General features: G+C 40.4%; 10 protein-coding genes. 5 read left to right on the forward strand and 5 right to left on the reverse strand.

Features of this window, described 5'->3' with window-relative positions:
* Nucleotides 1-72: 72 nt before the first annotated feature.
* The 5 genes from glnB to ACHB7C_RS11290 form a co-directional block, all read right to left on the reverse strand.
* Complete coding sequence (glnB, locus tag ACHB7C_RS11270; RefSeq protein WP_004912721.1) at nt 73-411, reverse strand: nitrogen regulatory protein P-II; 339 nt, start codon at nt 409-411, stop codon at nt 73-75.
* Nucleotides 412-423: 12 nt separating this feature from the next.
* Nucleotides 424-2,046: an NAD+ synthase gene (locus ACHB7C_RS11275; protein WP_210855374.1), complete on the reverse strand. Its 1,623-nt coding sequence runs from the start codon at nt 2,044-2,046 to the stop codon at nt 424-426.
* Between the two features lie 88 nt (nt 2,047-2,134).
* Nucleotides 2,135-3,475 (reverse strand): two-component system response regulator GlrR, encoded by a 1,341-nt coding sequence (glrR, locus tag ACHB7C_RS11280; RefSeq protein WP_042844663.1) that lies wholly within the window; start codon nt 3,473-3,475, stop codon nt 2,135-2,137.
* The gene (gene qseG, locus ACHB7C_RS11285; RefSeq protein WP_071548855.1) at nt 3,462-4,217 is read right to left on the reverse strand and encodes a two-component system QseEF-associated lipoprotein QseG; all 756 of its coding nucleotides are present in this window, start codon (nt 4,215-4,217) and stop codon (nt 3,462-3,464) included. The genes glrR and qseG overlap by 14 nt, the downstream gene beginning before the upstream one ends.
* A gap of 83 nt (nt 4,218-4,300) precedes the next feature.
* Nucleotides 4,301-5,740: a sensor histidine kinase gene (locus tag ACHB7C_RS11290; RefSeq protein ID WP_395347342.1), complete on the reverse strand. Its 1,440-nt coding sequence runs from the start codon at nt 5,738-5,740 to the stop codon at nt 4,301-4,303.
* Between the two features lie 1,056 nt (nt 5,741-6,796).
* On the opposite strand from ACHB7C_RS11290, the gene ACHB7C_RS11295 reads away from it, so the two are divergent.
* The 5 genes from ACHB7C_RS11295 (at nt 6,797) to ACHB7C_RS11315 (ending at nt 12,688) form a co-directional block, all read left to right on the forward strand.
* Complete coding sequence (locus ACHB7C_RS11295) at nt 6,797-7,828, forward strand: methyltransferase (RefSeq protein WP_166685322.1); 1,032 nt, start codon at nt 6,797-6,799, stop codon at nt 7,826-7,828.
* 223 nt (nt 7,829-8,051) lie between these two features.
* Complete coding sequence (locus tag ACHB7C_RS11300; protein WP_042844669.1) at nt 8,052-8,678, forward strand: response regulator transcription factor; 627 nt, start codon at nt 8,052-8,054, stop codon at nt 8,676-8,678.
* A gap of 6 nt (nt 8,679-8,684) precedes the next feature.
* Entirely contained in the window at nt 8,685-10,211 is a 1,527-nt protein-coding gene (locus tag ACHB7C_RS11305) for an MASE1 domain-containing protein (protein ID WP_042845368.1), read from the forward strand.
* Nucleotides 10,212-10,316: 105 nt separating this feature from the next.
* Complete coding sequence (gene uhpC / locus ACHB7C_RS11310; protein WP_042844672.1) at nt 10,317-11,642, forward strand: MFS transporter family glucose-6-phosphate receptor UhpC; 1,326 nt, start codon at nt 10,317-10,319, stop codon at nt 11,640-11,642.
* Between the two features lie 14 nt (nt 11,643-11,656).
* Nucleotides 11,657-12,688 carry an ABC transporter substrate-binding protein gene (locus ACHB7C_RS11315; RefSeq protein ID WP_042844675.1) on the forward strand — a complete coding sequence of 344 codons (1,032 nt, stop codon included), beginning with the start codon at nt 11,657-11,659 and terminating at the stop codon, nt 12,686-12,688.
* The last annotated feature ends 61 nt before the right edge of the window (nt 12,689-12,749 follow it).

Consider the following 12,749-nt stretch of genomic DNA (forward strand, 5'->3'; position numbering starts at 1 on the left):
GGTTCATCTAACAAATACACTGTTTTAATCCCATTCCTGTGTATTTTCCGTTACCGCTTTTTCCTTCTATGTTTAAATCGCTTCTTCGTCCTGTTCACCCGTACGGATGCGGATCACCCGGGCAACGTCATAAACAAAGATTTTACCATCACCAATTTTACCGGTTTGCGCGGTTTGCATAATGGTTTCGACACAGTTTTCGACTATATCGTCCGGAACTACAATTTCAATTTTTACTTTAGGGAGGAAATCGACCATATATTCTGCACCGCGATACAGCTCGGTATGCCCTTTTTGGCGACCAAAGCCTTTCACTTCAGTAACAGTCATCCCAGTTATTCCTACTTCAGCCAGAGCTTCACGAACATCATCAAGTTTAAATGGCTTTATAATTGCATCAATTTTTTTCATAAATAGTCCCTGTTATGACCAGTTTTTACGGCCAAAACCTGAGGTGATCGGATAACGGCGATCTTTCCCAAAATTACGCATGGTAATACGCGGCCCAATAGGAGCTTGACGGCGTTTATATTCGTTAATATCAACAAGGCGTACAACTTTACGCACCATCTCTTTATCAAAACCTAACTTAATTAAATCATTAACGGAGAGATCTTTTTCGACATAACCTTCAAGTATCGCATCCAAAACGTCATAAGGCGGTAGGCTGTCTTGGTCTAACTGGCCTGGAGCAAGTTCCGCAGAAGGAGGCCTATCAATGACACGTTGAGGGATAGCTGGCGATATTGTATTACGATATTTAGCTAACTCAAAGACGAGGGTTTTAGGCACATCTTTTAATACATCAAATCCCCCAGCCATATCGCCATATAATGTTGAATAGCCCACGGCCGATTCACTTTTGTTACTTGTGGTCAACACTAAACGACGGCGTTTATTAGACATTGCCATTAGAATAACAGCTCGGCAACGTGCTTGTAGGTTTTCTTCTGTTGTATCAGCTGCTGTACCTTCAAACATAGGTGCTAATTGTGCCATGAATGCATCAAACATTGGCTCAATAGAAACAATATCAAATTCAACTCCGAGCAGCTCAGCTTGTTCTTTGGCATCATGGATGCTCATTTCAGAAGTATAGCGGAAAGGCATCATCACTGCCTGTACATGCTCTTTACCTATTGCATCTACGGCAATAGCAACAGTCAGCCCTGAGTCTATCCCCCCAGACAACCCTAAAATAGCACCGTTGAAGCCATTTTTAGTGATGTAATCACGTGTTGCCAATACCAACGCTTGGTAAACTTGAGCCACTGAGTTCGTTTCTTCTTGAGCCCCACCATCAGTCACCAATACCAAATCTTCAAAATGGACTGTCGCTACTTGTTCTTCAAACTCAGCCAACTGGTATACTTGTTTACCTTTATTCGCCAATACCTTAGAACCGCCATCGAATACTAGTTCATCTTGACCACCGACTTGATTGAGATAGACGATAGGCATATTAGTACGTTGGCAATGATCGACCAGCAAGTCACTACGAATATGTTCTTTGTGAATATCATAAGGTGAAGCATTTATCGTGAGTAATAACTCAGCACCGGCGCCTTTAACGGCATCCACTGGCTCGTCATACCAAATATCTTCACAAATCAATAACCCAATGCGATAACCTTTAAATTCTACTACGCAGGTTTTTTCATCAGCCGTGAAATAACGAGGCTCATCAAATACACCATAATTTGGCAGTTCTTGTTTAAAATAACGTGCGTGTAATTTGCCTTGGTAAAAAAATGATAACGCATTATAGATTTCATCGTTTTCATACCATGGGTGACCGACGATAATTGCTGTAGCAGAACTGGCTTTTTGTAGGCGTTCAAGTTGTACGAGGCAACGGTCTTCAAAATCACCACGGAAAATCAAATCCTCCGGAGGATACCCAGTCAGTGATAACTCTGAAAACATAACGATATCAGTGTGACCTGCTTGTTCTTTTACAACTTGCAGCATGCGTTCACAATTGCCTTCAATATCACCGACTAGCCAGTTAAGTTGTGCTAGCGAAATGTTAAGCTTACGGCTCATAAGGTGTTTTTTCTCCCGAAGCATGAATATGGATTGCTCTATTGCACATAATTTGTTCGATAAAATTCATGCGGTCAATAATTTTCATTTATTCTTTAAAATCATTGGCTTCTAAATCATGACGACCAAGTAATTTATAAAATTCTGTACGATTTCTCCCTGCCATTCTAGCAGCTTGAGTCACATTCCCCTTCGTCATTTGTAATAACTTACGCAAGTAATTTAGTTCAAACTGATTACGCGCTTCAACAAAAGTCGGGAGGGCCGTATTTTCCCCTTGCAGAGCCTGACTGACAAGCGCTTCACTAATAACAGGAGACGTGGTGAGTGCAACACATTGTTCAATGACGTTGACTAGCTGACGCACATTTCCTGGCCAACTCGCGGTAATAAGGCATTTCATCGCATCACTGGAAAAACTGCGTACAAACGGTTTATGGCGAGATGCTGACTCACGTAATAAATGATTAGCTAATAATGGGATATCTTCAGAGCGTTCATTCAATGCAGGAATACGTAGATTAACTACATTCAAGCGGTAATAAAGGTCTTCTCTAAACTCATTTTTTTCCATCGCTTTCGGTAAGTCACGATGAGTGGCAGATAAAATTCGTACATCAATATCTAAATCACGGTTACTTCCTAAGGGGCGTACTTTGCGCTCTTGCAACACTCGCAATAATTTGACTTGCAATGGCATTGGCATATCACCAATTTCATCCAAAAATAAGGTCCCACCACTAGCAGCGAAAAATAACCCCTCACGATTACTCACCGCGCCTGTAAATGCACCTTTAGCATGGCCAAAAAGTTCAGACTCTAATAATTGCTCAGGTAATGCGCCACAGTTAATCGCAATAAATGGCTTACGAGCACGAGGGCTTGCTTTATGGATTGCTTGAGCCAATACTTCTTTACCTGTACCACTTTGCCCATTAATTAATACGCTTACATCTGACTGAGCAACCATATGGGCTTGCTCTAGTAAACGGATCATTAAAGGGCTGCGAGTCACAATACCAGAGCTCCATTCCTCATCACTTATTGGGGTTGATGAAAGCGCAAGAGCTTCGTCGATGGCTTTATATAGTGCATCTTTATCAACGGGTTTAGTTAAGAAACTAAATACCCCTCGTTGTGTAGCCGCAACAGCATCAGGAATAGAGCCGTGTGCCGTTAATATAATAACGGGCATATTCGGATGGGCTTTTTGAATTTCATCAAATAACGCCATGCCATCCATTTCATCCATTCGTAAATCGCTGATCACTAAATCTAATTTTTCTTTTTGTAATATTTTTAGTGCTTCAGGCCCGCTTTCTGCCGTAATGACTTTAAAACCTTCACTACTTAAACGCATTCCGAGTAGTTTAAGTAGACTTGGGTCGTCATCCACTAACAGTAAATTTGCCGATTTACGGTTTGTCATTAGGTTCATTCTCCGATGAAGGCTGTTCTACAGATGAGCCCGATGTGTTACTTGGCTGCTGGCTCTCTGAAGATGTAGGTTTTTCCCCTTCTACTGCATTCTCGACTTCTTTTTCTGTTTCATTAGTACTTTTTTTGCGTGAAGAAAGTTGGCGTTCAATATCCGTTAAGTTTTCTAATTTTCGCGCAGTCGTGTTCAATTCAAAAGCCAGCTTGGCATTGTCTTCCTTTAGGCGGTCGAGTTTACTGTCCATTTCTTGCTGCAAACGCTTATAACGCGAACCTGCATCAGAAAGATTAATAATTTGCACTTGTTGTTCACGCCATAGCTGCAATAAGGGGCGTACCCCTGTTGGAAAACTCAAACTATAGGTATTAATGCTATCAAGCATTTTTCGCCTTTCAGCAATGCTGGGGTCTGCTGAATTTAATAAGATATTTTGTTGAAATGCCGTCGACCAATCCGTCACCGTTATTTGATTAGCATCAGTTCGAGCCTGAGTCATATCAACCCTATCAGCACAATCCATCATACGTAACCAAAACAAGGCGTTTTCACGAGCTGCTAGCTGGTCATTATCCCAAATAGTTTCACAAGATGCATAGCGATAGTCAGTCACTTTAACTTCAGGTACAACAACTTGTGACAGTGTTTCAAGGGGGGATTGCCCATCTTTCGTAACACAACCTGTTAAAAAAAGGCCAAATAAAACCACCCCAATATGTGTAGTTGTACGTCTCATCACGTAACTAACCACCTGCTTTTGTTTATTAAACGCGACTTTATTACAAAGTACGGTTAAAAGTTCTGTAGACCGATTTACCATTATTCATTCTCTGCTGTTAGAGGCAGTTCAATTCTAAAACAAACATCTGCTGATTTATGAGGCGCCAAGGAGAGCTCTCCCCCCATTTGTTTGATGCAATCCTGTGCAATACTTAGCCCTAATCCACTTCCTTTAACAGCACCTTTTCTTTGTAATGAACCTTGATAAAAAGGCTCAAATATCATGCTTTTTTCAGAATCTGGGATTGGAGTACCTGTATTAGCAACTTCAATCAGAAGTTTATTGTCTATCCTACGACTAGAAACCCAAATATTACCTGATTCGCTACCATAGTGCACCGCATTGGAGTAGATATTATCGATTACACGCCCAAGAAGTGTCGGTTCTGCTAAGCAACTTTCAACTTTTAGACGCACGTCCGTTTTAATATTTTTCGCTCTCGCCGGTAAATTATGTGCATTTACAATATCGTCAATCAGCTTTTGCAAATCGACTAATTGTGCTTCAGGTGGGTTATCTACCAATTTGCGATTATAATCAAGAAGTTGTTCAATAAGTTGCTGAAGGTGCTTACTGCTATGATCTAAGATTTCGACAACTTCCCTTTGGGAGACCGTTAATGGCCCAGCAACCTCATCCGCAAGAAGCTCTGTTCCCTCACGCATACTGGCTAAAGGCGTTTTTAATTCATGTGAAATATGACGCAAAAATTCATGGCGTTGAGATTCAAGCCATGCCAAACGTTCGCTCAACCAGATGATCCGCTGAGCAATAGTACGCAGCTCTCGAGGGCCTTTAAAGCGTTCTATATTGCTCGCCAAGGTTCGACCAGTACCGAGGCGGTTAATCATTCGCTCAATAACCTTCACCGGACCAATAATCATCCTTGTGAATAAAGTGACCAGTAATGCGCTCAATAAAAAGAGGATTAAACTTTGCCAACCAAATAATTGCCCTTTATTGGCAATTGCTTTTTGTAATTGCTCTCCACGACTAAAAATCACATTTCTTGTTTCTTGAATTAAAAGTGCATTTTCAGCGGAAAATTGTTCCAATGCTTGAACAACTTTCTGGGTTGGTTCGTTATTTTCACAAGTAACTGCTTTAAGTTGCCCTAATATTTTAGACAGGTTAGAGGTATCTGAGTCTTTCGGTAAAATCGTCTTTTGGCGCTCAAGCATCTGTTCATAGTCAACAAATTGCTTTTGATACTGTGTCTGTAGTGTCGCATCTTGTAAAACACAATATTGCCGATAACTACGCTCCATTTCCAAGGCGAGACTACTCATGACCTCACTGCGCCTTGCGTCAAGCAATGTGGTCTTATTGATATCGGCTGCTTGATTACTCAGTTGCTCTAAGCTTTGGTAAGCCTGATAAGCTAACACTAAGAGTGGTAATAATACCAACCAGAATGCCATAACAACCAATTGGCGCAAGGAGCGCGGGAAAAAACGCCATTTACTCAATGCATTCATCTCATACTCATTAAACGTTTTTTAATGGTAACAGAACTCTTTGTAGGACGGGTAGTTGAATCACAATTCTGTATACCGCAATGTTGAAATCAGACTAAGTGTATAATGTGATAGCAATCAACATGCCAACCTCTCTAAATAAAGGTCGGGGCTTTTTAGCCACGCATATCTATTGATAAATAAATAGCAAAAGCGCATTTCAACAACCAATCACTTAAGATGATCTTTGGGGAAACTACACTGAGATAGCAACGCAGCGGTTCGAAAGAATGGGGGAGATAAACAGGAAGGCGGGATAGAGTATTGGACTCTACCCCGCCAGCGATGGGTTACTTCTTTTATATGACTATGTCTTTACAATAAAGATAATCATATAGGTGGTGCCTCACTCAACGTGTCGCCCTGTGTTTGATAAGGCCCGAAGGCGAGTATCTGTGCTGTTGGACGGTAGGCACCTTACTTTGGCGTCATTCTTGCTTTATGTGGTATGTACCCAACTAATTATGGACCTACATAATAAATTGAATGAGCAACTGAGTATTATTATGCACAAGCCATGCCAACTTTTCAAGAAAACACTCATCACTTTGAATAATAACAAAAAATATATTCAACCATTCTTTTACGGGATTTAAGTACACAAAAATAGTGTTCTCCATTCATCGTATTGTCGCTAATTTAAGACACTCTAGCATCAAAAATAAAATAACCTTAAATATCAAAAAGATAAATGTCTCCATTTGGCGACAGTGACAATACTGGTTTGTCGTTTATTTTATACACCCCGTATTAAAGGGGGAAAAACCTAGTTAACCCTATTGATATTTCAGTTAAGTTACATTAAATATATTTATATTTTATGTGTGAAATAAAATATTAACGCTAATTTGACAATCCATAACAAAGCAGACAATCAAAAAAATAATTACTTATAATACATTAAGATAAGAAATTATAGCATTTTCTTTTTATATGGTTTGCTTTTTCCGCAAAGCAATATAATACTTAAAAAGAACAAATCAATTGACCTTTTTTTAAACAATAATAGGATGTCAAATGAAAGACTCTTCAACGGTAACTAACAAACCAGATGACCTCAGTGCTGGCGTATACGTTTTACAGCAAACAATTGGTTTCATGTTTCAAGCTGCATTACGTGCAGCTGCAAAACTTAATTTAGCTGAACACTTAGAGAGTGGCCCCAAAACGTCAGAGCAGCTAGCACAAGAACTCGGTTGCAGAGAAAGAACAATTCGCCAAATACTGCGCCTGCTTGCCAGCCACCGGATTTTTACCTCTCTAGGTGACTCGCGTTTTGCCTTAAACCCTGAAGCCGAATTTCTAAAGGCTGATCATCCATTTTCATTACGCCAAGCGATACTCATGGTAACAGACCAAACATTTTGGATGCCGTCTTATCAATTAAGTGATATCGCATTAAAAAAACCGGTATTTGAAGATTTATTTGGCGGTAGTTTCTTTGAATATTGGGAGAAAAATGCCAACTTACCCGACAACTTCCATAATGGTATGTCATCATTTTCAGCGATAGAAAATAACTCTGTAGTTAGGCATTATGATTTCAATGAAAATATTGTTGTAGCTGATATTGCGGGTGGCTTTGGTGGTTTACTTCTCGAAGTACTGAAAAACAACCCAACAGTTCAAGGTATTCTATTTGATAGGGAACATGTTTTAGAAAATAATATCTTACACTTATTAGAAGATGACTCTCGTTGGGAAACTTGCCCCGGTTCTTTCTTTGAAAAATGCCCAGAAGCCGACATATTTTTACTTAAGTATATCAGCCATGACTGGCCAGATGACAAAGTTGTTGAGATCCTAAAAACTATCCGCCGTGCTATGAAGCAATCATCTAAATTACTCTTGATCGATTGTGTTATTGGTGATGATGACAAACCCTATTTTGGCAAAGAATTGGATTTACTCTGTATCAACCTTTCCGCGGATGGCGGCGGGCATACAAAAGCAGAGTTTGAAGCGCTATTTGCCAAGTCTGGGTTAAAACTTAATCGGATCATCGACACGGATACCCACGTTTATATCATTGAAGTAGTGCCTGTTTAATCATCTAAAATAAGGGGTAACTCTTCAGGTAATAAAACATTACGCCTTAGTTTTATTACCTTATACGATTAAATCATTGCCTATTGTGGGCTCGCCTTCCCTCCTCCTTTTATACTCTGCTTTTCTGATGAATATCAGAATTCTAAATGATGTTTATAGATTATCCTTTCCCATCTTGATATAAGACTGAGTAACACACTACACATTAAAATAATAAAGCCAAATGATAAAAATCGCCTTAATTGATGACCATATTGTTGTACGGTCTGGGTTCGCTCAATTGCTTACCTTAGAAAGTGATATTTCAGTGGTTGGGCAATATGCAAATGCCCAAGAAGCTTGGCCAAACCTAATTAACCTTGATATAGATGTGGCCATTATGGACATTTCTATGCCTGATGAAAACGGCTTGCAATTACTCACGCGTCTACGCCAGAAAAAGCCCGACTTCCGTACAATTATTTTAAGTATTTATGACACGCCGGCTTTTGTTCAAAGTGCGTTAGATGCGGGGGCTAGCGCTTATTTAACGAAACGCTGCGGACCAGAAGAATTAGTCCAAGCTGTTCGTTCTGTCCATCAGGGAGGTTGCTACCTATGTTCAGATGCCATGAGAGCTTTACGCCATTCACCGCAGCAACAAAAAGGAATTCAAGAGCTTACCCCTCGTGAACGCGAAGTATTTGATTTATTAGTATCAGGGTTAAGCGTTAAGGTCATAGCTGAACAACTCGAATTGAGCCATAAAACTGTTCATGTGCACCGTGCTAATGTACTCGGTAAATTACAGTGTGAAAATACCATCGATCTGGTTCATTATGCATTAGAACACAACCTGATTTCTCGATAATTTATGATGAATAAAAGCCTGCGATTAACACTGCAATCCACCTTTCTACTTTTTACCTATTCATTATTGTGGGTTGGGTTGTGGATCATCGGTTTTTATTTGAGCCAAAATAGTTTTCAAGCAACATTATTTCTTCCTCAAGGGTTAAGACTCGCTTTAATGATCATCCTTTGGCGACGCTATTGGCCAACACTGCTACTCAGTGAAGGAATACTCAATCTTTGGCTATCAGAAGAACAATTACTGTTTCAACCTATTTTATTACTCTCTCCATTGCTCAGCCTTGGAGTCGCTTTTATTATTCAAGATATCTGGTGGCGATACACTTTATATTGGCAACGTTTATTACTGTTGCTCGCCGGTGTGGCTGCAAATAGCATTCTGCATGCGTTATTATTTGGTTGGTTATCCCCCTATTCCGTTAGCCAGTTATTTTTAACGACATTTACTGGCGGAATTTTGCTATCCCCATTTGTTTACCTAATTTATGAATATCTACACGAACAGCACTACCAAATGTTACTTGACTATGGGACTCCTGATAAGCAATTACGTACTTCATTGATTGTCTGGTGCTTTTTGTTTTGTGTTGTCGGTTTAAGCGCTCAAGTCTTTTTTGCGCCTGAAATAGAGCGTTTAATTGTCCTACTGGTATTTATTCCTAATGTTTTTATGGCCTATCGCTATGGCTGGCAAGGTGGAGTACTTTCCGCTCTATTAGGGAGTTTAATTATTACTTTTGCTCGGCAATTCCACGGTGCCTTCGCTGATTTAGAAGAGCTAGAGATGTTCTTAAGTACCCAAGCCCTTATTGGTATTGGATTAGGGATTGCCATTAGCCGTCAAAAACAACTTGCTAGCAATTTACAACGTTACCGCCAACGTTTAGAACAAGAGCTAAAAGCTCGTCGTGATTTAATGCGCCAATTAGTCCATACCGAAGAAGATATTAAAAAAGCGATTGCCCGTGAGTTACACGATGAAATCGGCCAAAATATTACCGCCATCCAAATTCAATCAATGTTAGTCAAAAAAACTGCCGCTGATCCACTTGGCCAGCAAGCAGCGAGCCAAATTAATGAACTCGCGCAGCAAATTCACCAGTCTACACGGCAATTGTTGCGCCAGTTACGCCCGCCCGTGCTAGAAGAAATGTCCTTGGAAAAAGCGCTTAAACACTTAATTGCTGAGTTTTCCTTCCCTGAAAGGAATATTCAATGCCATTTTCATTACGGTTTACAAGAAACACCAATAAACGAAACGGTTTTATTTACACTATATCGGCTAGTCCAAGAGTTACTTAACAATATCAGTAAGCATGCAAAAGCCACTCAAATCCATATATCACTTGAACAAGTAAATGACCAGATCCAGCTTATCGTTGATGATAATGGCGTTGGTATTCCTTTTAGTAAACGAACCAGCGGCTTTGGTTTACGTGGTATTGAAGAACGAGTCAGAGCCTTAGGCGGTGATTGGACGTTAACTACCCAAAATGGAACGAAAATAAGTGTTAACTTGCCCACATTTTGAGATAAAACATCGCAAAACTAGGAATTATTCCTACCCCTCTAATACCTTCTCTCATCCTTTTTGTTAAAAACTTGATTACATTTGCCAAACAAGAGAAACAACACCATGACAGGTAATGACACGTTGAGTCTGGATAACACTTATCGTTTTTGGCGTCGCCGCTTAATGCTATCAATGATTATTGGTTATGCCACGTTTTACCTTACACGAAAAAGCTTTAATTTCGTGATGCCAGTTATGCAAAGTGAATTGTTTCTCGATAAAAGCGATATCGGCTGGATAGCCACTGCGTTTTACCTTACCTACGGTATTTCAAAGTTTTTATCGGGTATTTTTCACGATATTACAGGATATCGCTGGTTTATGGGGGCAGGCCTAGTGATGACTGGGTTGCTAAATATCGTATTCGCCTATTGCTTATCGTTCCCTGCTTTATTAGTGGTGTGGACATTAAATGGTTTTTTCCAAGGTTGGGGATGGCCTCCTTGCGCACGTATCTTAACCCATTGGTATTCACGCAATGAACGTGGCTTTTGGTGGGGGTTATGGAATATCTCGATAAACCTTGGTGGAATGCTGCTGCCTTTATTGACAGCGCTATTAGCCACCCAATATAGCTGGCAGATGGCTTTAATTGTTCCTGGGGTAATTGGCGTGGTTGTTGGTTTATGGCTATGTAGTCAGTTACGAGGAACACCACAAGAAGAGCATCTTCCTAGCGTGGGCCAATGGCGAAAAGATGTGCTGGAATTACGCCAAGAGCGTTTGTCTCCGCCAATGCCAATGCTCTTGATTTTAAAAGAGAGCATCGTTTTTAACCGCATGATTTGGTTATTAGGTTTCTCTTATATCTTAGTTTATTTGATCCGTATGGCAATAAATGATTGGGGAAACCTATGGTTAACGGAAACACACGGTACCAACTTACTGAGTGCTAACGCAACATTATCGTTATTTGAATTAGGTGGCTTATTAGGGGCACTTTGTTCTGGCTGGGGTTCAGATCTTTTGTTTCGCGGCCAACGCGCACCTATGATTTTACTGTTTTCATTGGGCCTGTGTGTTTCAGTTAGCGCCTTATGGTTAACGCCAATTCATCATTATGCATTATTGGCTGTATGTTTTTTTGCTATCGGCTTTTTTGTTTTTGGACCACAAATGTTAATCGGTCTAGCTGCAACAGAATATTGTCATAAAAAAGCAGCTGGAGCGGTAACAGGCTATCTTGGCTTGTACGCCTATTTAGGTGCCGCAATTGCTGGATGGCCACTCTCTCAGGTCATTGCACGTTATGGTTGGTCAGGGATGTTTACCTTGCTCGCCAGTGCAGCGGCTCTGATGGGGCTACTGCTAATGCCTCTTTTGATTGCCAATGTCAGCAAACGGGAGCACTTAGCAGGCACTGTTTCACCCTCTGATAATAAAACCTGAAAAAAGGACTGACAATGAAACTGAAAACTCTCTCTACGCTTATCGCTGCGGGTTTGTCACTTGCAGCAATCACTACCACTGCAAATGCCGCAGGCCGTCTGGTGGTTTACTGTAGCGCAACTAATGCCATGTGCGAAACAGAAACCCAAGCTTTCGCGAAAAAATACGATGTCAAAACCACATTTGTTCGTAACGGTTCTGGCAGTACTTTAGCTAAAATTGAAGCAGAAAAACGCAATCCACAAGCTGATGTATGGTATGGCGGTACATTAGACCCTCATTCACAGGCGGGGGAAATGGATTTACTCGAACCCTATAAATCGCCAAAATTATCTGAAATCATGCCTCAGTTCCAAGACCCTGCGAAACGTAAAGGGAACTATTCTTCCGCGGTTTACATTGGTATTTTAGGCTTTGGCGTAAATAAAGACCGCTTAAAAGAAAAAGGTTTACCTATCCCAACTTGCTGGAAAGACCTGACTAAACCTGAATATAAAGGCGAAATTCAAATTGCTGACCCACAAAGCTCAGGGACAGCTTATACCGCACTGGCCACTTTTGACCAGCTATGGGGAAATGAACAAGCTTTTGATTATCTGAAAAAACTGAATGCGAATATTTCACAATACACCAAGTCAGGGATTGCACCGGCACGTAATGCGGCTCGAGGTGAGTCTGCTATTGGTATCGGGTTCTTACATGATTATTCATTAGAAGTCGAAAATGGCGCACCATTAGAGCTTATTGCACCTTGTGAAGGTACAGGCTATGAAATTGGCGGTATCAGTATCCTTAAAAATGCGCGCAATATGGATAACGCCAAACTATTCGTTGATTTTGTCCTCTCTAAAGAAGCGCAAGAACTTAGTTGGAAAGAAGGTAAATCTTACCAGATTTTAACCAATACCACTGCGGAGTCTTCCCCAGTTTCATTAAAACTCAATGACTTAAACCTAATTAACTATGATATGGATAAATACGGGGATGCAGATGTCCGTAAAAATCTGATCAATAAATGGGTTACTGAAGTAAAAATGAGCAAATAACAATTTGGTGCGGCGTTAATACGCCGCATTGAGCACTTACTTAACTAAAATAAAAATTAAT

Origin of the sequence: Providencia sp. 2024EL-00732, assembly GCF_044006275.1 — a bacterium.
GTDB lineage: Bacteria > Pseudomonadota > Gammaproteobacteria > Enterobacterales > Enterobacteriaceae > Providencia > Providencia huashanensis.

Bases quoted from the DNA above. Each gene is read 5' to 3' on its own strand.
- ACHB7C_RS11300 (WP_042844669.1), top strand. From the start codon at position 8,052: ATGATAAAAATCGCCTTAATTGATGACCATATTGTTGTACGGTCTGGG.
- qseG (WP_071548855.1), bottom strand. From the start codon at position 4,217: ATGAGACGTACAACTACACATATTGGGGTGGTTTTATTTGGCCTTTTT.
- ACHB7C_RS11295 (WP_166685322.1), top strand. From the start codon at position 6,797: ATGAAAGACTCTTCAACGGTAACTAACAAACCAGATGACCTCAGTGCT.
- glnB (WP_004912721.1), bottom strand. From the start codon at position 411: ATGAAAAAAATTGATGCAATTATAAAGCCATTTAAACTTGATGATGTT.
- ACHB7C_RS11305 (WP_042845368.1), top strand. From the start codon at position 8,685: ATGAATAAAAGCCTGCGATTAACACTGCAATCCACCTTTCTACTTTTT.
- ACHB7C_RS11275 (WP_210855374.1), bottom strand. From the start codon at position 2,046: ATGAGCCGTAAGCTTAACATTTCGCTAGCACAACTTAACTGGCTAGTC.
- glrR (WP_042844663.1), bottom strand. From the start codon at position 3,475: ATGACAAACCGTAAATCGGCAAATTTACTGTTAGTGGATGACGACCCA.
- ACHB7C_RS11290 (WP_395347342.1), bottom strand. From the start codon at position 5,740: ATGAATGCATTGAGTAAATGGCGTTTTTTCCCGCGCTCCTTGCGCCAA.
- ACHB7C_RS11315 (WP_042844675.1), top strand. From the start codon at position 11,657: ATGAAACTGAAAACTCTCTCTACGCTTATCGCTGCGGGTTTGTCACTT.
- uhpC (WP_042844672.1), top strand. From the start codon at position 10,317: ATGACAGGTAATGACACGTTGAGTCTGGATAACACTTATCGTTTTTGG.